The 24,267-nt window shown below is 70.1% G+C and carries 19 protein-coding genes; 12 read left to right on the top strand and 7 right to left on the bottom strand.

What is annotated here, in order from left to right; genetic code table 11:
• Positions 1–3: 3 nt before the first annotated feature.
• Genes ABN611_RS33180 through ABN611_RS33190 form a run of 3 tightly spaced genes read left to right on the top strand, consistent with a single transcriptional unit; the run spans position 4 to position 2,720 of the window.
• Positions 4–1,701, top strand: coding sequence for an AMP-binding protein (locus ABN611_RS33180; RefSeq protein WP_350276227.1), 1,698 nt, complete (start codon positions 4–6; stop codon positions 1,699–1,701).
• A gap of 6 nt (positions 1,702–1,707) precedes the next feature.
• Positions 1,708–2,475 (top strand): ABC transporter permease, encoded by a 768-nt coding sequence (locus ABN611_RS33185; protein ID WP_350276228.1) that lies wholly within the window; start codon positions 1,708–1,710, stop codon positions 2,473–2,475.
• Entirely contained in the window at positions 2,472–2,720 is a 249-nt protein-coding gene (locus tag ABN611_RS33190; RefSeq protein WP_350276229.1) for a DUF2630 family protein, read from the top strand. The genes ABN611_RS33185 and ABN611_RS33190 overlap by 4 nt, the downstream gene beginning before the upstream one ends.
• Positions 2,721–2,723: 3 nt before the next feature.
• Here the strand turns inward: ABN611_RS33190 and ABN611_RS33195 are convergent, their stop codons facing one another.
• From ABN611_RS33195 to ABN611_RS33210, 4 genes are read right to left on the bottom strand one after another with little or no spacing between them, the layout of a single operon-like run.
• Entirely contained in the window at positions 2,724–3,146 is a 423-nt protein-coding gene (locus ABN611_RS33195) for a TIGR03667 family PPOX class F420-dependent oxidoreductase (RefSeq protein ID WP_350276230.1), read from the bottom strand.
• A gap of 9 nt (positions 3,147–3,155) precedes the next feature.
• Positions 3,156–3,560, bottom strand: coding sequence for a CoA-binding protein (locus ABN611_RS33200; RefSeq protein ID WP_350276231.1), 405 nt, complete (start codon positions 3,558–3,560; stop codon positions 3,156–3,158).
• A 3-nt stretch (positions 3,561–3,563) separates the two neighbouring features.
• Positions 3,564–4,217, bottom strand: a complete 654-nt coding sequence (locus ABN611_RS33205) for a response regulator transcription factor (RefSeq protein WP_350276232.1) — start codon at positions 4,215–4,217, stop codon at positions 3,564–3,566.
• The gene (locus ABN611_RS33210; protein ID WP_350276233.1) at positions 4,199–5,473 is read right to left on the bottom strand and encodes a sensor domain-containing protein; all 1,275 of its coding nucleotides are present in this window, start codon (positions 5,471–5,473) and stop codon (positions 4,199–4,201) included. Before ABN611_RS33210 ends, ABN611_RS33205 begins: the two co-directional genes overlap by 19 nt.
• 109 nt (positions 5,474–5,582) lie before the next feature.
• On the opposite strand from ABN611_RS33210, the gene ABN611_RS33215 reads away from it, so the two are divergent.
• From ABN611_RS33215 to ABN611_RS33250, 8 genes are all read left to right on the top strand, one after another.
• Positions 5,583–6,350 (top strand): ABC transporter ATP-binding protein, encoded by a 768-nt coding sequence (locus ABN611_RS33215; protein WP_350276234.1) that lies wholly within the window; start codon positions 5,583–5,585, stop codon positions 6,348–6,350.
• Positions 6,347–8,281, top strand: coding sequence for an FtsX-like permease family protein (locus ABN611_RS33220; protein WP_350276235.1), 1,935 nt, complete (start codon positions 6,347–6,349; stop codon positions 8,279–8,281). Before ABN611_RS33215 ends, ABN611_RS33220 begins: the two co-directional genes overlap by 4 nt.
• Positions 8,282–9,176: 895 nt before the next feature.
• The gene (locus ABN611_RS33225; protein WP_350276236.1) at positions 9,177–11,792 is read left to right on the top strand and encodes a hypothetical protein; all 2,616 of its coding nucleotides are present in this window, start codon (positions 9,177–9,179) and stop codon (positions 11,790–11,792) included.
• Between the two features lie 858 nt (positions 11,793–12,650).
• Complete coding sequence (locus ABN611_RS33230) at positions 12,651–15,098, top strand: DNA topoisomerase IV subunit A (RefSeq protein WP_350276237.1); 2,448 nt, start codon at positions 12,651–12,653, stop codon at positions 15,096–15,098.
• 4 nt (positions 15,099–15,102) lie between these two features.
• Positions 15,103–15,813 carry an LppX_LprAFG lipoprotein gene (locus ABN611_RS33235; protein ID WP_350276238.1) on the top strand — a complete coding sequence of 237 codons (711 nt, stop codon included), beginning with the start codon at positions 15,103–15,105 and terminating at the stop codon, positions 15,811–15,813.
• Positions 15,810–17,525, top strand: a complete 1,716-nt coding sequence (locus ABN611_RS33240; protein WP_350276239.1) for an MFS transporter — start codon at positions 15,810–15,812, stop codon at positions 17,523–17,525. The genes ABN611_RS33235 and ABN611_RS33240 overlap by 4 nt, the downstream gene beginning before the upstream one ends.
• A gap of 46 nt (positions 17,526–17,571) precedes the next feature.
• Positions 17,572–18,489, top strand: coding sequence for a sucrase ferredoxin (locus ABN611_RS33245; RefSeq protein ID WP_350276240.1), 918 nt, complete (start codon positions 17,572–17,574; stop codon positions 18,487–18,489).
• On the top strand, positions 18,486–18,983 hold the full coding sequence (locus tag ABN611_RS33250; RefSeq protein ID WP_350276241.1) for a carbonic anhydrase: 498 nt from the start codon (positions 18,486–18,488) through the stop codon (positions 18,981–18,983). Before ABN611_RS33245 ends, ABN611_RS33250 begins: the two co-directional genes overlap by 4 nt.
• On the opposite strand, the gene ABN611_RS33255 is transcribed toward ABN611_RS33250, so the two are convergent.
• Positions 18,980–19,699 (bottom strand): carbonic anhydrase, encoded by a 720-nt coding sequence (locus ABN611_RS33255; protein WP_350276242.1) that lies wholly within the window; start codon positions 19,697–19,699, stop codon positions 18,980–18,982. The genes ABN611_RS33250 and ABN611_RS33255 overlap by 4 nt on opposite strands.
• Before the next feature lie 113 nt (positions 19,700–19,812).
• On the opposite strand from ABN611_RS33255, the gene ABN611_RS33260 reads away from it, so the two are divergent.
• On the top strand, positions 19,813–21,135 hold the full coding sequence (locus ABN611_RS33260; RefSeq protein WP_350276243.1) for a hypothetical protein: 1,323 nt from the start codon (positions 19,813–19,815) through the stop codon (positions 21,133–21,135).
• A gap of 129 nt (positions 21,136–21,264) precedes the next feature.
• Here the strand turns inward: ABN611_RS33260 and ABN611_RS33265 are convergent, their stop codons facing one another.
• Both ABN611_RS33265 and ABN611_RS33270 read right to left on the bottom strand, forming a co-directional pair.
• Entirely contained in the window at positions 21,265–21,921 is a 657-nt protein-coding gene (locus ABN611_RS33265) for an HAD family hydrolase (RefSeq protein WP_350276244.1), read from the bottom strand.
• On the bottom strand, positions 21,918–24,002 hold the full coding sequence (locus ABN611_RS33270) for a DNA topoisomerase IV subunit B (RefSeq protein ID WP_350276245.1): 2,085 nt from the start codon (positions 24,000–24,002) through the stop codon (positions 21,918–21,920). Before ABN611_RS33270 ends, ABN611_RS33265 begins: the two co-directional genes overlap by 4 nt.
• Between the last annotated feature and the right edge of the window lie 265 nt (positions 24,003–24,267).

The following is a 24,267-nucleotide window of genomic DNA, read 5'->3' on the forward strand; positions in this document are numbered from 1 at the left end:
TGCATGGCGGAGCAGAGCACTGCGGAGGTCACCCGGGAGTTCCGGGCGGCGCGGGACTTTCTGGTGGCGCACCGGGACGACTACGAGACGGCGTACCGGGACTTCAGCTGGCCGCAGTTCGAGCGGTTCAACTGGGCACGGGACTGGTTCGACGCGCTGGCGGTCGAGCAGCCGGAGGTGGCCGCGCTGACCATCGTCGAGCAGGACGGTAAGGTCACGACGCGGACGTACGCCGAGATGGCCGAGCGGTCCCGCAAGGTGGCCGGCTGGCTGACCGAGGCCGGGCTGAAGCCGGGCGACCGGGTGCTGATCGTGCTCGGCAACCAGGTCGAGCTGTGGGAGACGATGCTCGGTTGCATCCGGGCCGGTGCGGTGATGATCCCCGCCACCACGCTGCTCACCGACGCCGATCTCGCGGACCGGATCTCCCGCGGCAACGTCCGCGCCGTCGTCACCAGCGGCACCGACGCCGGACGGTACGCCGGCATCGCGGACCACTGCCTCCGCGTCGCGGTCGGCTCGTCCGCCGAGGGGTGGCTGCACTATCCCGACTCCGAGACGTACGACGGCCCGGTGCCCGACGTCGACACCGCCGCCGACGACTCGCTGCTGCTGTACTTCACCTCCGGTACGACGAGCCAGCCGAAGCTCGTCGAGCACACCCAGGTCAGCTACCCGCTCGGGCACCTGTCGACGATGTACTGGATCGGCCTGCAGCCCGGCGACGTGCACCTGAACGTCTCCTCCCCCGGCTGGGCGAAGCACTCCTGGAGCAACGTGTTCGCCCCGTGGAACGCGGGCGCTACCGTGTTCCTCTACAACTACAAACGCTTCGACGCCGCGAAGATGCTCGATGTACTGCAGACGTACGGCGTGACGACGTTCTGCGCGCCGCCGACCGTGTGGCGGATGCTGATCCAGGCCGACCTGTCCGCGGTCGAGGTCCGGATCCGCGAGTGCATCTCGGCCGGCGAACCGCTCAACCCCGAGGTCATCGAGCAGGTCCGCAACGCCTGGGGCATCACGATCCGGGACGGGTACGGCCAGACCGAGACCACCGCGCAGATCGGCAACCCGCCGGGTCAGCCGGTGAAGCCGGGCTCGATGGGCCGCCCGCTGCCCGGGTACACGATCGCGCTGATCGACCCGTCGACCGACGAGATCGGCGACGACGGCGAGATCTGCATCGAGCTCGCGCCCGCGCCGGTCCCGCTGATGCGTGGGTACCGGGACGCGCAGGAGCTCACCGACGAGGTGATGCGCAACGGGTACTACCACACCGGCGATGTCGCCAGCCGCGACGAGGACGGCTACATCACCTACGTCGGGCGCTCGGACGACGTGTTCAAGGCCAGCGACTACCGGATCTCGCCGTTCGAGCTGGAGTCGGTGCTGATCGAGCACCCGGCCGTCGCTGAGGCGGCCGTCGTACCGTCGCCGGACCCGGTACGGCTCGCCGTACCCAAGGCGTACGTCGTACTCGCGGCCGGGCACGAGCCGTCGCGGGAGCTGGCCGGCGAGATCCTGGCGTTCTGCCGCGAGCACCTGGCGCCGTACAAGCGGATCCGGCGGATCGAGTTCGCCGAGCTGCCGAAGACGATCTCCGGCAAGATCCGCCGCGTCGAGCTGCGCGCGGACGAGGCGGCGAAGGTCGAGAGCGGGACGAGCGGGCAGACGTACGACGAGGCCGACTTCAAGTAGCCCGCGATGTCCTTCGATACCGGCCTCGGCTGGGCAGCCGTCGTCGTCCTGCCACTGCTGATCGCGATCGGCGTCGCCGCGTCCCGGTACGCCGGCCTGCGGCACGACAAGGGCATCGTCACCGCGGCGCTGCGCGCGGTCGTGCAGCTCGCCGCGGTCGGTCTGGTGGTCGGCGTCGCGCTGCAGCACACGCTCGGCGCGCTCGCGTTCGTCCTGCTGATGTTCGTGGTCGCCACCGTCACCAGCACCCGGCGGATCCGGCACACGGCCGAGGTCCCCGGCCAGTGGGCCTATTGCGCCGCCGCGATCGGGTCGGGCGCGTTCGTCGTACTGCTGTTGCTGCTCCTGCCGGGCGTCGTACCGCGGAACCCGGCCAGCATCCTGCCGATGGGCGGGATCATCGTCGGCGGGGCGATGACCGCGACCACACTTGCCGGGCGGCGGGTGCTCAGCGAGTACGGCACGCGGTACGGCGAGTTTGAAGCGGGACTGTCGATCGGGCTGCTGCAGCCGGACGCGTTCAAGCTCGTCGTCGGACCGGTCGCGGGCGACGCGCTGCTGCCCGCACTGGACCAGACGCGCACGGTCGGGCTCGTCACGCTGCCTGGCGCCTTCGTCGGCATGGTCCTCGGCGGGGCCTCGCCGACCGCGGCTGCCGCGCTGCAACTCGTCGTCCTGATCGGGCTGGTGGCCGCCGAGGCGATCGCCATCCTCGTGCTCACCGAGTTGCTCTCCCGCGCGCAGCTTCCGGACGGGCGTACGGTTGCCTCATGAGCGATGACAAGAGCATCTTCAGCCGCATCGACGAACTGGTGGCCGAGGAGCACGAGCTGCGGTCCAAGCACGCGGCCGGCCAGGTCGACAACGCCGACGAGCAGGCCCGGCTCCGGGCGCTCGAGGTCGAGCTGGACCAGTGCTGGGACCTGCTCCGGCAGCGCCGCGCCAAGCGGGAGTTCGGCGAGAACCCCGACGACGCCCAGGCCCGCTCGGCCGACACCGTCGAGGGCTACCTCAACTAGCAGCTAGAAACCGCGCAGTTTCTCCGGGGTGATCCGGATCAGGACCGAGTAGTCGGCGTGGAACTGGTCCGGGGTCATCCCCAGGCCGGCGATGTCCTCGGCGTACTTCGTGTTGTACGCCGCGAGCGCCGCGCCGCTGATCGGCGCGGCGTCGACGACCGCCGTACCGGAGATCACGCCGACGTCTCCGCCGGTGTGGGTGGCGTTGAAGTTCACCGCGACCTGCGGGTGTGTGCTGACGTTGCGCAGCTTGGCCTTGTCCGGCTGGCTGCTGATCAGGATCTCGTCGTCGTGCCAGAGGAACCACACCGGGTTCGGCGCGGGGGTTCCGGACTTCCCGACGGTGGTCAGCCAGACCACGCGTTCGTCGCCGAGCTGCCGCTCGATCCGCTTGCCGAAATCGGTGGAGGTGTCGATCGTGAACATCGGTGCCTTTCAGCTGGTCGGTCCGAGACGCCCCCACTCGATCGCCGGGCACCGGTTCATCACCATCGTGAGTCCCGCCGCGGTCGTCCGCGCGTAGGCGTCCTGATCAACTACGTCCAGCTGGAACCACACGGCCTTCGCCTTGATTCCCACCGCCTGGTCGGCGATGTCGCCGGCCAGCTCCGAGCGCACGAACACGTCGACGCAGTCGACCGCGAACGGGATGTCCGCCAGCGTCGCGTACCCCTGCTCGCCGTGCACGGTCTCCGCGGCCGGATGCACCGGCACGATCCGCTTGCCGTGCCCCTGCAGGAACCGCGCCACGCCGTACGCCGCCCGGCTGGTGTTGTTCGACAACCCCACCACGGCCCACGTCTCGCACTCCGCGAGGATCTTCCGGATCGCCTCATCCATGGTCTAGCCCCTCAGATAGGTCAGTACGGCGGACACGCGGCGGTCGAGGCCGTCGTCGAGCTGCAGTTTCGCGAAGATGTTGCCGACGTGCTTGCGGACGGCCGCCTCGCTGACGACCAGCTGCTCGGCGATCGAGGCGTTCACCCGGCCCTCCGCCATCAATGCCAGCACCTCGAGCTCGCGCGGGGTGAGTGCCGACAGCGGCCCGTCGTTGCGCCGGCGCGCCAGCAGTTGGCGCACCACCTCCGGGTCGACGACCGTCCCGCCGTCCGCGACCCGGTCCAGCGACTCGAGGAACTCGGCCACATGCCCAACGCGGTCCTTCAACAGGTACCCGATGCCGCCGGTCGTTGTCTCCAGCAACGTCGACAGATAGGCGTCGGCGACGTACTGCGACAACACAAGGATCCCGATCGCGGGCAGCTCGGCCCGGATCGCCGCCGCGGCGCGCAGCCCCTCGTCGCTGTGCCCGGGCGGCATTCGTACGTCGGTGATCACGACGTCCGGCGGGTCCTTGCGCACGACCGCGAGCAGCGTGTCGGCGTCGCCCACGCTGTCCCGGACGTCGTGCCCGGCGCGGTCGAGAATGCTCGCCAGGCCCTCGCGCAGCAGCAGTGAGTCTTCGGCCAGCACGATGCTCAGTCGCCGAGTCGGCACGGGGTCTCCATCCTCAGTCGCGTCGGCCCACCGGGTGGGCTGTCGACGTCGAGTGTGCCTCCCAACGCGTCGAGCCGTGTCACCAGGCCCGTCAGACCGGTGCCCGCGCCAAGTCGCGCACCGCCGATCCCGTCGTCCTGCACCGTGATCACGAGCTTGTCCCGGTCCACCCAGCCGGACACCTCGCAGTGCGTCGCCTGTGCGTGCTTGGCCACGTTGGCCAGCGCCTCGCTGACGACGAAGTACGCCGCGGCCTCGATCGGCGCGGGCAGCCGGGTCGGGATCGCGAACTCCATCGTCACCGGCAGCGGCATCCGGTCCGCCACCTCCCGGACGGCGGCCTCGATCCCGTGGTCGACCAGGACCCGCGGATGGATCCCGCGGACCGCTGCCCGCAGATCCGCGAGCGCCGCCTCGGCCTCCGCGTGTGCCTTCACCACGAGCCGTCGGCCTTCGCCCTCGGGCAGATCGAGTTCGGCCAGTCCGAGTGTCATCGTGAGCCCGACCAGCCGCTGCTGGACGCCGTCGTGCAGGTGCCGCTCGATCCGCGCCCGCTCGGTCTCGAACGCGTCGACCAGGTCGAGCCGCGACCGGCGCAGCTCCGCGAGGTTGCGCTGCAGCTCCTCCTGCCGGGGGCCGAGCAGCGCCCGCGCGAGCGCGGCCTCGGCGCCGGCGAGCAGCCCGAGCAGGTACGAACTGACCGCGTAGAACGCCGGGCCGAACAGGATCAGGAAGACGAAGCCCTCGCGCGCGGTGTCGAGGATCCAGGGGCCCATGCCCATCTCGTCGCCGTCCGCGATCACCGGCGCCGCGAGGGTCGTCAGCAGCACGGTCGCGCTGATCCCGGCGAAGGCCGCGCTGACCGGCCACAGGAAGACGCCGAGCACGAAGCCGTAGCCGAGCGCCCGCATCGACGCCGGCTCGCGGCGGCGGTACGCCAGCCTGGCCCGCAGCTTGAGGCCCGCCGGCAGGTCCGCGTGCGGGCTGCTGACGCCGTCCACGAGCATCAGCCCGGCCCGTTTGCGCTCGATCCAGCCGATCCCGGCCCCGATCAGCGGGAACGCGGTGAGCATCAGGATGCCGATCAGGATCGGGCTGAGGAGTGCGCTCAGGCCCGCGAGCCCGACCAGGACGACGATCGACAGCGCGCCCATCGGCACGGAGCTGAGGAGGTACGCGTAGCTGCGCCACGGCCACGACGAGATGAGGTACCGCGGCGACGCCAGCGCACCCCAGACCGTCTTCGGACTCTCCACCAGGCCAACCCTAGGTGGGCGGCGGCCGGTTCGGCGGTAGCGTGCGCGCTACCGCAGCTCTCTCCCCGGGGCCAGCGCTTCGCCGTCGTTCCGGCGATTAGCTGGTTCCATGACCGCTACTGCGCCGACGTACCCCTCCGTCGCACCTGTCGAACCGCCGGCCCTGCTGCTGGACGGCATCACCAAGACGTACCGCTCCAAGGCCGGCGCGGTCGACGCGCTGCACGGGGTGACGTACCACTTCGCGCGCGGCTCGTTCACCGCGGTGATGGGCCCGTCCGGCTCCGGGAAGTCCACGCTGCTGCAGTGCGCCGCCGGACTCGACCAGCCGACCACGGGGACCGTTGTGCTCAACGGCGTCACGCTGGGCGGGCTCAACGAGGTGCAGCTCACCAAGCTGCGCCGGGCCGACATGGGGTTCGTGTTCCAGGCGTACAACCTGCTGCCGTCGCTGACCGTGTACGACAACGTCGCCCTGCCGCTGCGCCTCACCGGCCGGCGTCCGGCGCGGAACGACGTACTGCGGACGCTCGAGCAGGTCGGCCTGGAGGGCAAGGCGAAGCGGCGGCCCGCGGAGCTGTCCGGCGGGCAGCAGCAGCGGGTCGCGATCGCGCGGGCCCTGATCACGAAGCCGTCGGTGTTCTTCGCCGACGAACCGACCGGCGCCCTGGACAGCGGCACCAGCCGGCAGATCCTCGGACTGTTGCGCGAGGCAACCGACCGGGTGGGGCAGACCGTCGTAATGGTGACCCACGACCCGGTCGCGGCGGCGTACGCCTCGCGCGTCCTGTTCCTGTCCGACGGGCTGCTGGCCGGGCACCTCGACCGGGCGACCCCGGCGCAGATCGCCGCGGCGATGAGCGAGCTGGAGCGATGATGTTCAGCATCAGCCGCCAGACCGTCGGCCGGCACCGCGCGCTGTACGCCGGTTCCTTCGTCGCGCTCGCGGCGGGCGTGTTCCTGCTCGGGCTGGCCGCCACCGCGACGGCGGCGACGATCGCGTACGACGGACCGGCCGGTGAACGCATCACCGTCACCACACTCGGCGGCGACGGCACCCCTCCGCAGCGGGTCAGCGTGCCGTTGTCCGGCGCCGACGTGTCGGGGCTGCAGACCGTGCTGAGCATGGTCGCGACGATCTCCGGGTTCATCACGATCTTCGTGATCGCGAGCACGTTCGCCTTTGCCGTCGCGTCCCGGCGGCGCGAGATCGGGTTGCTGCGGCTCATCGGGGCGACGCCGCGGCAGATCCGGCGAATGATCCTCGGCGAGGCGCTCGTCGTCGCGGTCGCCGCCTCGCTGGCTGGGGCGTTGGCCGCGCACCTCGCCACTCCCCTGCTGCTGAGCAAGGCGTCGTACACCGACCTGGCGCCGGTGAAGCTGGAACCGGCGTCGCCGTGGGTACCGCTCGCGATCGCGGTCGGGGCCGGGCTGTTGGTGGCGATGCTCGGAGCACGGTCGGCAGCCCGGCGAGCGGGGAAGGTCGGGCCGATCGACGCGCTCCGGGAGGCTGCGCTGGAGCCTCCGCAGATCGGGCCGGTGCGGATCGTTTTCGGGGTGCTGTTCCTGGCCGGCGCGGTCGTGATGCTGGCATTGATCCGGCCGTCGACGGGTGAGGGTGCGGCGCCGCTGGCGATGTTCACGCCGATGGTGATGGTGGTCGCGCTGACGCTGCTCGCGCCGCTGATCGTGCCGCTGGTCGGACGGCTGTGGGCGGTGCCGCTGGTGGCGTGGACGCAGGTGTCGGGGCGGCTCGCGCGGAGCAACGTGATCACGGCACCGCGCCGGAGTGCCTCGCTGGCGGCACCGATTCTCGCCATCTCTGCCATCGCGGGGTCGATGGTGCTGACGCTGAGCTTCGCCGCCGACAGTGAGGCGGCGAACATCCGCGACGCCGTCCGCGCGCCGATCGTGGTCGAAGGGCCGGTGGCGCCCGGCGTACCCGGCGTACAAGCCGTCGATGCCGGGGTGCCGGTGCAACTGGTGCGCATCGCCGCCGACTACGCCGAACTCGAGGACGCCGAAGGGATCGACCCGGCGCTGGCGTCGCGGACCCGGGACCTCACTGTGCTGTCCGGTGACCTCGGCAAGCTCACCGGCGACACCGTTGCCATCAGCAAAGAAATGTCCGGCTTCGAGGGCTACCGGGTCGGCGACGAGATCCCGATGGTCTACCCGGACCGGACGCCGGTACGGCTGCGGGTCGTCGCGATCGTCAAGGACGCGTTCGGGGTGAACCCGTCGTTCCTGCTCCCGATCGACACCGCCCGCAAGCACGCACCACAGGCGTCGGTCGCCCGGAGCTACGTACTGCCGGCCGACGGAGTCGACCCGCCCGCGCTGGTCCAGCGGTTGCCGGGCGCGCAGCTGGCCACCGACTGGGAGGCCGCGCAGGCCAAGGCCCTGCGCGAGGGCAACCGGTTCGGCCTGCTCATCCTGCTCGGCCCGGCCGCGGTGTACAGCGCGATCGCGATCGCGAACACCCTGCTGATGAGCAGCCTGCAACGCCGCCACGAGTTCGCCACGTCCCGCCTTCTCGGCGCGACACCGGCACAACTCCGTCGGATGGTCCTGTGGGAGTCATCGCTGGTAGGAGCCGTCGCCCTGAGCCTCGGCACCGCAATCACCATCACCGTCGGCATACTCCTCCGCAAGGCCCTCACCTCGGGCCTGACCGACGTACCAACCACAATCCCCTGGCCCACCCTCCTATCCATCGCCGCCCTCGCCCTGACCCTGGCAGTAGCCTCCGCCCTGGCCCCCACCACCTACCTACTCCGCCTCACCGAACCCACGAAAAAGCCATAGAAGGACACCGCCCCCCAAAAAGGACACCGCTTCGCGGCGACAGTCCTCTTGGCCGCCTCCGGCGGCGCGCACAGGGCTCCTCCGGACTCAAACACAAGGGCGAGCAACCAGCTGCGCGGAGCAGACTGCCTTGACGAGCCACCCACCGGCGCGCGGAGTTCCCAGATAGGACACCGCTACCCTTTCGGCCGCCTTCGGCGGCGCGCTCACAGCCCCGCCGGACATCGAGCCAGCGGCGAAGCGACGAGCCCCGCGAAGCTGTCCGCGCTGCGGATTCATGCTCCCGCGCAGCATTTGGCCTCGCAGGCCGGTGCGGCGGGGGCGCGCGCCGCCAGCAGCTGCGCGCCAGTTCGTAGTGTGGTGCGACCAAGGTTGACGAATGCGGCCCCATCTCCCTGGACGGAGCGGAGCAGCCACCGGCTCACGGTTGCGGACGTACCGTCACCGTCGACGACCTGGTTGAACGGACAGGGGCAGGGCGCCGCGACCACACGCCGGTCACGACGAAGCCGGCTGCGCCTTCGCCGAACATGACCTGCACGCAACCCATCCCAGATCGCGTGCCGGGCGTCGTTCGCCAGGTGTCCCTCGGCACGGCGTCCCGGCCTGGGTGAGCTGCGCACTGCATCCCTGGGTTGCCTCGCCACCCGAGGTCCGAGTCTCGCGCAGTTGTCGTCGGGCGCACAGCGTGAGCTGCCAGCGCCGTGCTGCCGCCCTCCCGCCCAACGGAGCATGGCGCCTTGCGGTTGCTAGTTGCCCATGACACGTACCTTCGCGATGCCTGATCGCTCAACGGCAATCACTCGCACTCAACCTCTCATTTTCTCTTGTGGATAAGGGAAAATGGTCACCATCCGATTTGGTGAACCCGACTGAGGCAGATAGAATCGAACACATGTTCGAGGATGATCTGACCGTGCTGCCGACCCGGGACCTCCTGGAGTCGGCCGTCGAGTTGCGCGCGCTGGCCAACCGGGCCGACGCGCGCATGCTCGAGCACGCGCAGGTCTACGCCGACCGCTTCCACCCCTCGACCTGCGGCACCCTCGTCCGTCCAGGCCGCCGTACCTGCGACGGCCGGGAACGCGCGATCGTGCTGGGCGGGGAAGGCTGCCCGGAGATCGCGGAGTTCGCAGTGGCCGAGTTCGCGGTCGTAATCGGTGTCTCGCCCGGTGTCGGCCGCGACCTGATCGGCGACGCCCTCGCACTGCGGCACCGCTTCCCACTGACCTGGAAAGCCATCCGCGACGGCGAAGCCACCCCGTGGAAGGCACGCCAGATCGTGCGGCACTGCGTCAAGCTGTCCCACGCCGCCGCGAGCTACGTCGACCGCCGCGTCGCCGCCGTGGTCGACACCGTGTCGTTCTACCGGCTCGAAAAGATCGTCCGCGCCGCCAAACTCCACGCCGACCCACCGCTGGCCGCGGACGAGGCCGCCGAAGCCGCCGCCGACCGCGGCGTGTTCGTCGGCCGCGGCGACGGCCACGGCAACAAAACCCTCTACATCAAAGCACCCGCCGCCGCGATCAACCGCTGCAACGCACGCATCGCCACCATCGCCGACGCCCTCAAAACCCTCGGCGACACCCGCCCCGTCCAACACCGCCGCGCCGCCGCCATCGAAATCCTCCCCGACCCCCGCTTCACCGAAGAACTCCTCGCCCAAACCCACACCGCCACCAACCCCCAGCCACCAACCCACACCAACCGCGAACACCCGCACAACAACCCGCCCGCCTCCGAACCTCACGCCACGCCGCACCCGCCCACACCCCCAGCCGACGCGACATCACACCCGCCCACAACCCCGGCCCACCGGTTCGACCCGGATACGCAAACCGGGACGGGCACGCAGCCTGGGCCGGACCACCGGGCCGGATTGACTGCGCAGGCTACGCAGGGCGGGCATGTCGGGCTGGACGGTCTGGCTCGGCCGGACAGCCGGGCCGGGCTGGATACGTGGGCTGGGCAGGGTGGGCAGACTCGGCCGGACATCTTGGCCGGGCGGGATGCGCGGGATGCGAGGGATGCGAGGGACGGGCAGGATGGGCAGACTCGGCCGGACATCTTGGCCGGGCGGGATGCGCGGGATGCGAGGGATGCGAGGGACGGGCAGGATGGGCAGACTCGGCCGGACATCTTGGCCGGGGTGGATGCGTGTACTGGGGCGGATGTCGAGGCCGGACTGGACAAGCAGCCGGGCACTGATCCCGCCGTCGTTCAGGACGACAGATCTGGCGACGACCGGCGACGCTTGTGTGCCGAGGATCTGCAGGAACCGCCAGGACCAGCAGAGGATCCATGGCTGGAAGCCGCCGGACCGCCTGATCCCGAACCAATCACTGACCCGTTCGACGGCCGCCCGGGCTTGGACATGCTGGACGCGCAGACCGACGCTGATGACGCCCGCCCGATGGACGCCGCCGCGCTGCGTGCACTCAACGCGAGGCTCGCGCAAATCAAACACGACGCCTACGCCAACCCCCAGCACCTCTACGGCCCCGATCCCCGACGCCTCGAACCTGCAGGGAGCACAACTGAACCGCCCTGCATCCACGGCCACGGCAACTCAAAGGCCCCGCCTAGCCCCGCAGGTGTTGCTGGTCCGCCTGGCCTGGCCGACTCGACTGCCCAGGCTTGTGGGGGTGATGCGGGAAATCCGGCTGACTTGGCTGATCCGGTCGATCCGGTCGATCCGGCGTGTCTGACTGATCCGGCTGGTCCAGAAGGCTCGGCTGGCTCGGCCCGCTCGGCCCGCTCGGCCCGCTCGGCCGGTTCGGCTGGATCGGCTGGATCGGATGGCGCCGGGGGTCCCGCGCGCGCCGGCGCTCGTATGGGTGGTCCGGCGGACGACCGGTCGGGTGGCTGTGCGGGTGTCGCGCCGTCGAGTGGTCGTGCGGGTATCGCGCCATCGGGTGGTGGTGCGGGTGACGGGCCGTCGGGTGGTCGTGTGGATGCTGCTGTGGGTGGGCGCGGTACGGGGCGAGTGCGGCCGGGGCAGACCGAGGTCGTCGTGCATCTGACCGACCACACCCTGGCCACCGGCAACGGAGTACTGCGTGCTGAAACGATCGGCCCACTGCTCGCTGCCCAGCTGGCCGAACTCATCGGACACGGGCCCTACACCGTCAAACCCGTCATCGACCTCAACGACGCCGTCAGCGTCGACGCCTACGAAATCCCCACCCGCATCCGCGACCGCATCAAACTCACCCACCCCGTCGAACTCTTTCCCTACGGCAACCGCGAAACCACCAACACCATCGACCTCGACCACATCAAACCTTACGACCCCCACGGACCCACCGGACAAACCTCCACCACCAACCTCGCACCCCTCGGCCGCTACGGCCATCGAGTCAAAACCCACGCCCACGGCTGGACCGTCCACCGCATCAACCACACCACCCTCGAATGGACCACACCCCACGGCTTCACCTTCCACGTCAACCCCACCGGCACCCACCGCATCAACCACGCACGCCCCACGAAGCCCGCACCTACGACCTGAACCACCACAGCGACGTATGGCCGCCGCGCCTTGCTATCACTCACGTTCGGCCGGGAAGTCTCGAGTGGACCCAGCCGCGCCCGAACTACTGGCAACTGCTGGTCAGTGAGATCCGCGGGCGTCCCTCTGACGGCGCGAGCCACCAGCCGCGACTGCTGCCCACGTTGCCGACTGCAAGCATGTGCCGCCGACTGCGAGGTGCGGGGCGCCAACTGTCCGTGCCGAGCATGCCGACCGCCGAGCGCCGGCCTCCACAGCCAGTTGCAAGGATCCAGCTATAAGAGCCATCCGCCTGCCGCCCGCCAAGTACGCACCGACCGCGCGCTCGCGGCTGCGGGCCTCTACCCGGAGGTCGATCGCGGGTTGCCTGCTGGGTACCATCCGTTAGCGCACCACCGCCGTCCGCAGGCCGCCAGCCGTTCGAGGGGACTGCCTGCCGCGTACCACGTGCCTTCGCCGCAGCGCGATCCATTCGGGCCGGTCCGCGGAGTACACCAAGCGCGAGCCTGCCGCCGATTGCGAGTCGCAACCCGCCGGTCGGCAGTCGTTCGCCACGAGTCGTCCGCCGTAGGCCGCCGCTTGCGAGGAGGCGACCTGGTGCAGCCGCCTGCCGGGTCGGTGAGGGGGTCCTGCGCGCCGCCGGAGGCGGCAGAAAGGGCAGTCGCCGCGAAGCGGTGTCCGTTGGGCCCCACCTCCTCTCTCGTTACTGTCGGTGGCTGGGGGTAGGGTCCGCTCTGGTTGTGACCGTGTGGGTTGTGCGGGTCGTGGCCGAGGAAACTGTCGTTCACCAGGGACAATGGGTGGGGCGCCGGACCGTCGTGGCGTCGTACCGTTTGAGCGAGGAGTTCGTAGACCCGTATGGCACGCCGTACCAACACCGCCGAGCCCGAGGACTTCGAGGAGCACATCCTCGACGTCGACGTCTCCGACGAGATGCGCACCAGCTACCTCGAGTACGCCTACTCGGTGATCTACTCGCGGGCGCTGCCGGACGCGCGGGACGGGCTGAAACCGGTCCAGCGGCGGATCCTGTTCTCGATGGCGGAGAACAACATCCGCCCCGACCGCGGCCACGTGAAGTCGGCCCGCGTCGTCGGTGAGGTCATGGGTAAGTACCACCCGCACGGCGACGGCGCCATCTACGACGCCCTCGTGCGGACCGCCCAGCCCTGGTCGATGCGGGTCCCGCTGATCGATGGCCACGGGAACTTCGGCTCCCTCGACGACGGCCCGGCCGCGATGCGGTACACCGAGTGCCGGATGGCGCCGCCGGCGATGGCGATGACGACCGGCCTCGACGAGAACGTCGTCGACTTCAAGCCGAACTACGACGGCCAGGAGGAGGAGCCCTACGTCCTCCCCGCCGCCTTCCCGAACCTGCTGGTCAACGGCGCCGCCGGCATCGCGGTCGGGATGGCGACCAACATGGCCCCGCACAACCTGGTCGAGGTGATCCAGGCGCTGCGGCACCTGATCAAGACGCCGAACGCCGACGTCGACGACCTGATGCGGTTCATCCCCGGCCCGGACCTGCCGACCGGCGGCAAGATCGTCGGCCTGGACGGCATCAAGGACGCGTACCTGACCGGCCGCGGCAGCTTCAAGATGCGCGCCACCGCCCGGATCGAGAACGTCACGCCGCGCCGCAAGGGCATCGTGGTCACCGAGCTGCCGTACTCGGTCGGCCCCGAGAAGGTGATCGAGAAGATCAAGACCCTGGTGCAGAGCAAGAAGCTCCAGGGCATCGCGGACATCAAGGACCTCACCGACCGCACCCACGGCACCCAGCTCGTGATCGAGGTCAAGAACGGCTTCGTTCCCGAGGCGCTGCTGGAGCAGCTGTACAAGCTGACCCCGCTCGAGGACGCGTTCCACGTCAACAATGTCTGCCTGGTCGAGGGCCAGCCGCGCACGCTCGGCCTGAAGGAACTCCTCGAGGTCTACCTCGACCACCGGTACGACGTGACGCGCCGGCGCAGCGAGTTCCGCCGGACGAAGGCGCAGGACCGGCTGCACATCGTCGAGGGTCTGCTGATCGCGATCCTGGACATCGACGAGGTCATCCAGGTGATCCGCAGCAGCGACGACTCGGCCGAGGCCCGGTCCCGGCTGATCGAGATCTACGACCTGTCCGAGATCCAGGCGAACTACATCCTCGACATGCCGCTGCGCCGGCTGACGAAGTACTCCAAGCTCGAACTGGAGACCGAGAAGGGCGAGCTGGAGCGCGAGATCGAGGCGCTGACGGCGATCATCGAGGACCCGAAGCTGCTCCGCAAGACGGTCTCCGACGAGCTCGCCGAGGTCGCGAAGACGTACGGGACGCCGCGGCGCACCGTGCTGCTCGAGTCGTCCGGCGCGACCAAGACCGCCGCCGTACCGCTCGAGGTCAGCGACGACCCGTGCTGGATCCTGATGAGCTCGACCGGGCTGCTCGCGCGGACGAACGGCGTGGAGCCGTTCGGCGCCACCGAGTCGCGCGCCAAGCACGACGCGATCGTGTCCGCGGTGAAGAGCACCGCCCGCGGTCAGTACGGGCTGATCACCAGCGCCGGCCGGTTGATCCGGCTCGAGTCGCTCGACCTGCCCGCCGTACCGACCACCGCGAACGCGCCGAATCTGCAGGGTGGCGCGCCGGTCGCGGAGTTCGTGTCGCTGGAGCCGGGCGAGCGGGCGCTCGCGCTGACCACGATGGACCCGGACTCGGTCGGCGTCGCTCTCGGGACGCTCGGCGGCGTCGTGAAGCGCGTCGTACCGGATCACCTCAGCAACCGCGACGCGTGGGAGATCATCGCGCTGAAGGACGGCGACGAGGTCGTCGGCGCGGTCGAGCTGACCACCGGCGACGAGGAGCTGTGCTTCATCACCTCGGACGCCCAGCTACTGCACTTCCCCGCGTCGGCCGTGCGGCCGCAGGGGCGGACCGCGGGCGGTATGGCCGGCGTACGGCTGGCCGCGAAGGCGAAGGTGGTGTTCTTCGGCGCCGTCGACACCGGCCGCGAGGCGCAGGTCGTGACGATCGCGGGCTCGTCGTCGGCGCTGCCCGGGACCGAGGTGGGCGCGGTGAAGGTCACCCCGTTCAGCGAGTACCCGGGCAAGGGCCGCGGGACCGGCGGGGTCCGGTGCCAGCGGCTGCTCAAGGGCGAGGACGGCCTGCTGCTCGGGTACGTCGGTGCCGCGCCGGTGAAGGCCAGCGCCAGCAGCGGCGCCCCGGTCGAGCTGCCGCCTGTCGACATGCGGCGTGACGGTTCCGGCGTACCGGTGGCGCAACCCATCGCCGCGTGCGCTCCCGATCTGGCAGGCTGACAACGTGAAGAGACTGCTCGCGCTGTGCGCGGTCGTCGTCCTCGCGGTCACCGGGTGCACCGACAAGGACGACAAGAAGGGCTCCGGCGGCGGGGGGTCCGGCGGGGACGCGGTCGCGCTGCTGACCGGCGCCAAGAAGGCGATCGACGAGGCGGCCAGCGTGCACATCGTGCTCACCGGCCGCGACCTCCCGGACACCGCGCAGACGCTCGCCGGCGGTGACGGCGTCGCCACCCACGCGCCGGCGTTCAAGGGCAAGCTGACGGTCCGGTCCGGCGGTTCGCCGATCGACGCCGAGGTGATCGCGGTCGGCAGCAAGGTCTACGCGAAGGTCTCGTTCGCCCCGACCTTCGTCGAGCTGACGCCGGCGCAGCTGCAAGGCCTGGGCGCGCCGGACCCGGCGATCCTGCTCGACCCGGACAAGGGCCTGACCGCGGTGCTGCCGACGCTCAAGGATCCCAAGATCAAGGGTGAGACGCGCGAGGGCGCGAAGGTGCTCACCGAGGTCACCGGCGCCGTGCAGGGCAAGTCGCTGCAGGGCATCTTCCCGAAGGCGCCCGCCGACCAGGACTTCCCGAGCACGTTCAAGATCGACAAGAGCACCTCACAACTGGTCTCGGCGACCATCACCGGGCCGTTCTACGCCGGGGCGACCAGCAGCTACGACGTCACCCTGGACAAGTACGGCGAGAAGGTCGAGATCACCAAGCCGTGACCGACGCCGCCGGCACTCCGCAGGCGCAGCCGGCCGGAGACGACCCGTCCCACGTCAGCCGCGCGGCGCGGACCCGCCTGACCCTGGCCGCGATCGCCGTCGCGTTCGCGGCTGCCGACACGTACGTGGTCGTGCTCGCGCTGCCGGACATGATGGCCGGGGTCGGGCTGTCCGCCGACGAACTGCAGCGGGCCGCGCCGATCATCTCCGGGTTCCTGCTCGGATACATCGCCGTCCTGCCGTTGATCGGGCGGATCGCGGACGTCGTCGGGCGTACGCCGGTCCTCATCGGCGCGCTGCTGCTGTTCGCCGTCGGGTCACTGATCACGGCCGGAGCCTATGACCTGCCGCTGGTGGTAACCGGTCGGTTTCTCCAAGGCGTCGGCGGTGGCGGGCTCGTCCCGGCGACACTGGCGTTGGTCGCCGACCTCTGGCCCGCCGAACGCCGCGGATTGCCGCTGGGTGTCGTGGGAGCGGTGCAGGAGGTCGGCTCGGTACTGGGGCCGCTGCTCGGCGCCGCCGTACTCGCCGTGGCCGACTGGCGCTACATCTTCTGGCTGAACCTGGTCGTTGCTGTTGTGCTCGCCGTTCTGCTGCGCTGGCGACCGCGGCTCTCAGGCGTGGTCGGCGTACTCGCCTGTGTTGCCCTGGGGCTGACGCTCACCGCGCCTGAGCGGCTGGCGTCCGGGGTGACGCTCGGCCTGCCCTTCGTACCTTTCACCGGTACGTCCCGGCTGCTCACCCCGATCGGGCTGGCCACGCTCGTACTAGCGGTGCTCTGGCTCGGCCTGGTGCTGTGGCAGGCACGGGGACACCTCGGCCGCGTGCTGTCGCAGGTCGACCTCGTCGGCGCGCTGCTGCTGGCGCTCGCTCTGGCCGGGGTGGTGCTGGCGTTCGCGACGGCCGACCCGGAGCGCGAGCTGATGTCGCCCGCAGGCCCGTGGCTGCTGGTCGGGGCCGCGGTGTTCGCGGCAGGTTTCGCGTGGTGGCAGCGTCGTACGGCGGCCGCGATCGTGCCTCGTGGTTTGTTGGGTGTACATCCCGCGTGGGGCTCGCTGGTGATCAGTTTTCTCATCGGTTGTGCGCTGATTGCGGCCTTGGTCGACGTACCGGTGTTCGCTCGGACCACGCAGGGCGGCGGGCAGCTCGCGGCCGCGCTGGTTTTGCTGCGGTTCCTGATCGCGCTGCCGGTCGGCGCGGTCGTCGGCGGCTGGCTGACGCGGCGCCACGGGCTCGGGCTGATCGCCGGCGCGGGGTTGGCGCTGGCCGGGGCGATGTTCGTCGTGATGGCGTTCTGGAGCCGTACGGCGCTCGACCACTGGCCGGCGACCGTCGTACTGCTGGCCTGCGGTTTCGGCTTCGGGCTGGCGTTGTCACCGATCAACACCGCCATGCTGGGCGCGACGCCCGCCGACAGCCACGGCCTGGTCAGTGCCCTCGTCGTGGTCGCCCGGATGGTCGGCATGCTCGTCGGCGTCTCGGCGCTGACCGCGATCGGTCTGCGCCGGTACTACGCGATTGCCGACGGCATCAAATCGCCGAACGAGCTCTGCCCGGCCTCCCCCGCGAACTGCCGCCCGTTCGTGGACGCGCTCCGGGACGCGGCCGTTTCACAAGTTCACGCGATCTTCGCGGGGGCCGCGATCTGCGCCTTCCTCGCCGCCGTGCTGAGCGTGCTGCTGCTCGGGCGACGTGGCGCAGCGCACACATGATGATCATCATGAGGGACAGTCGTCTCAGTTCGCGTAACGTGAGGCTGTGCGCGCTGGGCTTTGCTCGACCTTCTGCCGGGAACTGCGGGAACCGCTCCCCGGCACCGCCGTCGTCGCCGCCGGCTGGGTCGTCGTCGAACAACCCGGCCCGTGGGGTGCGAAGGCGCCGACGCAGAGCCACCTCGACCCGGCGTTCGGCGGGTCCTTCGACGACAAGTGCAAGAAGGCCGACGTCCGTTTCGGGCTGATCCGCTCCCCCGGTCGGCACGCGGACAACCCAGAGCGCGCGCACCAGGTCTTCGTCGCCTCGACCACACCCGGCCGGAGCTGGCTGCTCGGCGGACGCGTCGCGGATCCGTCCGAGCTGGACGTCCTCGACCTCGACGCGGTCGCTCGAGGTGACCGTACGGCGGTTGCCGCGTCGCTGCCCGCGCTGGCGCCGGTGGACGAGCCGATCGTGCTGGTCTGTACCAACGGGAAGCGCGACGGCTGCTGCGCCGTCCTCGGCCGGCCCCTGGTGGCCGGGCTTGCGGAGCGGGCACCGGGACGGGTGTGGGAAGCCAACCATCTCGGCGGGCACCGGTTCGCGCCGACCGCGACGTACCTGCCGGCCGGGACCATGCACGGGCACCTCACCGTCGACACGGCGGTCGAGGTGCTCGCCGCGGCCGATCGCGGCGAGACGGTGCTCACCGGCCTCCGCGGCCGGTCCAGCTGGACCAAGCGCGGTCAGGCGGCCGAGGTCGCCGTACGGGAGCTCATCGGCGAGCTCTCCCTGGATGCCCTCCGTGTGATCGGCGAAGGGGCCGACACCGTCACTGTCCAGCATGTCGACGGGAGGTCGTGGTCCGTGCCGGTCACCAGCGCGCCCGCCGACCCACCCCGTCCGGACTCGTGTGGAAAGGAACCGTTCGCCATGTCGATTCTGCAAGCCGGTACCCCAGTGTCAGGTGCGGTCCGATGAGCGGCGGGTTCGACGACCTGCTCGCCGCCAACGCCGAGTATGCCGCCGACTTCCACTACGGCGGGTTCGACGGCATCGCGCACGCCGGCATCGGGCTGGTCACCTGTATGGACTCCCGGATCCCGCCGCTGGAGATGCTCGGCCTGAAGCCGGGCGACGCCAAGGTACTGCGCTCGGCCGGCGGCCGGGTCACCGAGATCACGATGACCGGGCTGGTGCTCGGCGTGCAGCTGCTCGGCGTCCGGCGGATCATGATCATCCCGCACACCCGCTGCGCGATGGCCGCTATGTCCGAGGACCAGCTCCGCGCCAAGGTCGAGCTGGCCGCCGGGAAGCCGGCCGGGTACCTGCCGATCAACGTCATCCCCGACCAGCTCGAGGCGCTCCGCCGGGACGTCGCCGCGGTCCGCGAGCATCCGCTCATCGGCGACGAGATCCTCGTCGGCGGGTTCATGTACGACGTCGACACCGGGCTGCTCACCCAGATCGACTAGGGCTGCACGACGACCCTGCCGGTGTCGAGTTCGTAGTACGCGGCGACGAGTTTGAGTTTGCCGGACTTCTCCAGGGGGCCGATCACCGTGGATCGGCGGAGGCTGGCGAGGACCATGGCCGTGTTCGCGTGGACGGCATTGGTGAGTTGGTCGCCGGGTTTGCCGGCGATCTGGCGGACTGCCGGTGCGAGGGTGTCGACCAGGTAGCCGAGCTCGCCGGGGTGCGCGGTGGGGTGGTCCAGTGCCTTGATCGTGGCGTCGAGGGCGCCGCAGCGCTGGTGGCCGAGGACCAGCAGCAGCGGTGTGTGCAGTTCGGCGATGCCGAACTCGATGCTGCCGATCACGGACTGGTCCAGCGCGCCGCCGGCGCTCCGGACGACGACCAGGTCGCCGAGGCCCTGGTCGAAGACGAGCTCGATCGGGACGCGGGAGTCGACGCAGCCGAGCACGGTCGCGAACGGCTGCTGGCCTTTGCTGACAGCGATCCTGCGGGCGATGCCCTCGTCCAGCTCCTGCTCCTGGGCCGCGACGAACCGCGCGTTGCCGGCCTGCAGCCGAGCCAACGCCTCGTTGCCATCAGCAACAGGCGCACCGGTGGGCGGCGCGCTCTTGGGCGCAGGCACCGCGGGGCCGGCTGCCCCACAGCTGGACAGGCCGGTGGCGAGGCCGGCTGCCAGGCCTGCGGTCAGGATGTGGCGGCGGGACGGGTGCCTCATGCGGTCCTCCTCACGACCGGATACCTGACCGTAGCAGATTGCATACAGTCTGCAGTACCCAGAAGATCCGAGGATCTCTCGGCTCCCGGCGGGAAATCTGATAGACACCACGTATGAGACTCCGCCCCGCCTCATTCCACCGCTCCCTGGTCGCCGGCGCCCTCGCGCTGACCGCCGTCCTGTCCGGCGCCCCGATCGCCTACGCGACACCCGACACGGCCGCCGCCTTCCGCAGCGGACCGGTTACCGGCTGCCTGGATCAGGCCGTCGCCGGCACGGTCGAGGAGCAGCGCCTCACCAGGGGCATCAACGGCGGCCCCTCGGTACCCGCCGAGATCCTCCGCCGCTCCGGCTTCGACCGCCAGGTCGACCTCTTCACCCACCTGCTGTGCCGCGTCCCCAACCGCCAGGCGGCGACAAAGCTCGTCCGCACCCAGGGCGAGCTCCTCTGGCGTACGGCGACCCATCGCGCCCAGCACGCGCCGCCCGGCGCCGACGCACTACCCGCGACCGACGACCGCGGCCTGTACTGGGCGCGCATCTCGATGGCGCTCGCCCTGCGCCGATGGCAGCCGGACTTCGGCCTCGGTACGACGGAACGCGCCGAACTGCTCCGCTCGTTCGAGTACGCCTCCCGCGGGATCACCAGCACCCGCTTCTCCCCCGGCGTCCGCAAGGTACTCGTCACCGGCTTCGACCCGTTCACGCTGGACGCGGACATCCGGATCGGCAACCCGTCCGGCGCCAACGCCCTCACCCTCGACGGGCGACGCTGGACGATCAACGGGACGACGTACGAGATCCAGACTGTCGTGTTCCCGGTCCGGTACCCGGACTTCGACGAGCACATGGTCGAGGACGCGCTCGCGCCGCACTACCGCCCGGGTCCGCAGCACGCCGATCTCGTGATGACCGCGAGCCAGGGCCGGGTGGGCATCTTCGACCTCGAGGTCTTCAACGGCCGGCGGCGCTCGGTCAGCTCGATCGGTGACAACAACAACCTCTGGGGCGGCGGCACGATCAGCGCCCCGGTCGTCGCACCCGGCATGCCCGCAGGCCCCGAATGGCTCACGTCGAGCCTTCCCCTGGCCCGGATGGCGCAGACCGATGTGACCCCGTTCCGCACGCGCGTCAACACGTCGATCCTGGAGATCCCCGCCGGCCAGACCACACCGGTACGCCGCCCCGACGGCCCGACTCCCGGTTCAACCGCCTCCGAAGGCGCCGGCGGCGGCTACCTCTCCAACGAAGTCGCGTACCGCAACACCCTCCAACGCGACCACCTGGACCCAACGATGCCGGCCGGCCACCTCCACGTCCCGGTCCTGTCCTTCGCCCTCACCAACAAGACCGCGATCACCGACCCGACCTACGAGTCCAACCGGAACGCCATCATCACCGGCTCCCACGCGATCCTCCGCGCAGCCCTCACCTGATCAGAATCCTGTCCAAGTGATCACTATCCTGATCATCACCAGCAAGTAGTTCACCACCGCTTGAATGTCGACTTTTCGACATTCAAGCCACCCCATGAACACCATTCTGATCACCGCGCACGGTAGTGATCAGTTTAGTGATCGGGATGAGCCCTCCAGGATGAGTGGGAAGGCCGCTGTGATCGCGTCGACCTGGTGGTCGGGGGTTGGCGGGCCGTTGCGGCGGCCGACCTGGATCGTGTGCAGGCCTGCGGTTCGGCCGCCTGCGATGTCGTAGGACGGGTGGTCGCCGACCATCCAGCCGTTCTCGAGGGGCGCACCGGCTCCTGTGGCAGCGGCTTCGAAGATCTGACGGGCAGGTTTGCGGACGCCGACGGACTCGGAGATGCAGGCGAAGTCGACGGCTGCCTCCAGGCCCGTGTGCGCCAGCTTCAGGCTCTGCTGCACGGTCTCGCCGTTGGTGACCACGGCGATTCGCCAACCGGCCTCGCGCAGCGCTGCCAGGCCGTCCAGGACCGGCTGCTCGACCCACGTGAATCGCGGATGTTCCTCGTGGTACGACGCCACCAGCTCCTCGACCGGTGTCGCAAGGCCGAAGCGGGCCCGCGCCAAGCCGAACAGCTGCGCGCGCGGCGTGAACCCGCTGTTGTCCTGGGCAACCAACCAGTCGGCCGCGTCAGCGCCCAGGCCGGCGCGCTCCGTCCACCACCGCGCCCACTGCTGGAACGCGGCGTCCCGGTCGATCAGGGTGTTGTCGAGGTCGAAGCACGCCAGCCGCGGCGTCATACGTCGATGCGGTTCTCGTCCAGCTCGTAGGCGCCCTGGACCAGGAACTCCTTGCGCGGGGCAACGTCGTTGCCCATCAGCAGGTCGAACACCTGGGCGGCGGCCTCGGCGTCGTCGACCGTGATCCGGCGCAGCGTGCGGTGCCGCGGGTCCATGGTGGTTTCGGCCAGCTGGTCGGCGTCCATCTCGCCGAGACCCTTGTAGCGCTGCGGGGGCTCCTTCCAGCGGACGCCCTTCTTCATCAGCTCGGCCGTCTTCCGCTGGTACTCCGCGTCGCTGTAGGTGTACAGGTACTTGTCCTGCCCCTTCTTCGGGTTCGTCAGCTCGAAGCGGTGCAGCGGCGGTACGGCGGTGTAGACGCGGCCGGCCTCCACGAGCGGCCGCATGTACCGGAAGAACAGGGTCGCGAGCAGGCAGCGGATGTGGGCGCCGTCGGAGTCCGCGTCGGCCATGAAGATGATCTTCCCGTACCGCGCCTGCTCGAGGTCGAAGGTGCGCCCGGACCCGGCGCCGACCACCTGGATGATCGACGCGCACTCGGCGTTCTTCAGCATGTCGCCGACCGACGCCTTCTGCACGTTCAGGATCTTGCCCCGGATCGGCAGCAGCGCCTGGAACTCCGAGCTCCGCGCGAGCTTCGCCGTACCCAGCGCCGAATCACCCTCGACGATGAACAGCTCGGACCGGTCGACGTCGTTGCTGCGGCAGTCCGCGAGCTTCGCAGGCAGCGCCGACGACTCCAGCGCGGTCTTGCGCCGCTGCAGCTCGCGGTGCTGACGGGCCGCCACGCGCGTCCGGGACGCGGCGACGACCTTCTCCATCAAGGCCCGCGCCTGCGCCTTGTGCTCGCGCTTGGTCGAGGTCAGGAACGACTCGAGCTCGGACTGCACGACCTTCGCCACGATCCGCGACGCGGCCGGAGTGCCGAGCACTTCCTTGGTCTGCCCGTCGAACTGCGGCTCGGCGAGCCGCACCGTCACGACCGCGGTCAGCCCCTCCAGTACGTCGTCCTTGATGACCTCCTCGCCGCTCTTCAGCAGCCGGGTGCCGTCAAGTGCGTTCGTGAAACTCTTCGACAGCGCGCGCTCGAAACCGTTCACATGCGTGCCGCCCTTGGGCGTCGCGACGATGTTCACGAACGACCGCAGCTCGGTCTCGTACCCGTCGCCCCAGCGCACCGCGATGTCGACGTCGAGGTCCCGCTCGACGTCGGTCGGCGTCATGTGACCGGCGTCGTCGAGCATCGGCACGGTCTCGGTGAAGTGCCCGGTCCCGGCCAGCCGGATCACGTCGGTGACCTTCTGGTCGGTGGCGAGGAACTCGCAGAACTCGCTGATGCCGCCGTCGTGCTTGAAGGTCTCCTCGGTGACCTCGTCACCGCGCTCGTCGCGGATCACCAGCTCGAGCCCCGGCACCAGGAACGACGTCTGCCGCGCCCGGGTGACCAGCTCGTCGTAGTTGAAGGTCGCGTCCTTGGTGAAGATCTGCCGGTCCGCCCAGTACCGGATCCGGGTCCCGGTGACGCCCTTCTTCGCCCGGCCGGCCTTGCGCAGGCCCTTCGCCGGCGTGAACGACGCGCTCGCGCCCTCGCCGTCGAACTCGCCGGCCACGCCGCGCCGGAAGGAGGTCGTCCAGACCGTGCCGCCGCGGTCGACCTCGACGTCCAGTCGCGCGGACAGCGCGTTCACCACCGAGGCGCCGACGCCGTGCAGACCGCCGGAGGCGTTGTACGACCCGCCGCCGAACTTGCCGCCGGCGTGCAGCTTGGTGAACACGACCTCGACGCCGCTCATCTTGGTCTTCGGCTCGATGTCGACCGGGATGCCGCGGGCGCGGTCCTTCACCTCGACCGAGCCGTCCTTGTAGAGCACGACGTCGATCCGCTCGCCGTGGCCGGCCAGGGCCTCGTCGACGGCGTTGTCGATGATCTCCCACAGGCAGTGCATCAGGCCGCGGCTGTCGGTGGACCCGATGTACATACCCGGCCGCTTCCGCACCGCCTCGAGCCCCTCGAGGACGAGCAGGTGGCGGGCGTTGTACGTCGGGTCGATCTCGGTACTGCGAGGCGTCGGGGCGGCCACTGGGCTCCTTCACTGGTTCACGCACTTACACCGGACAGCCTATGCGGCCGCACCCCCAAAACATCGCAGGCCGTGCCTCGCGTCCACATGCCGCCGGGTACCGGAGATACGTGCCACGGCAGATATCGATCCGGACTCGATTCGGAGTGGTGTACGACACTCCGGATCCGAGCACACGGTGACCGGATCATGGCGCACAGTGAGAGAAGGAGCACCCCGCCTCCGTGGCTCACCAGAAATCCGCCTGCACACGAAACGATTCCGC

The sequence above is a fragment of the Kribbella sp. HUAS MG21 genome (assembly GCF_040254265.1).
GTDB lineage: Bacteria > Actinomycetota > Actinomycetes > Propionibacteriales > Kribbellaceae > Kribbella.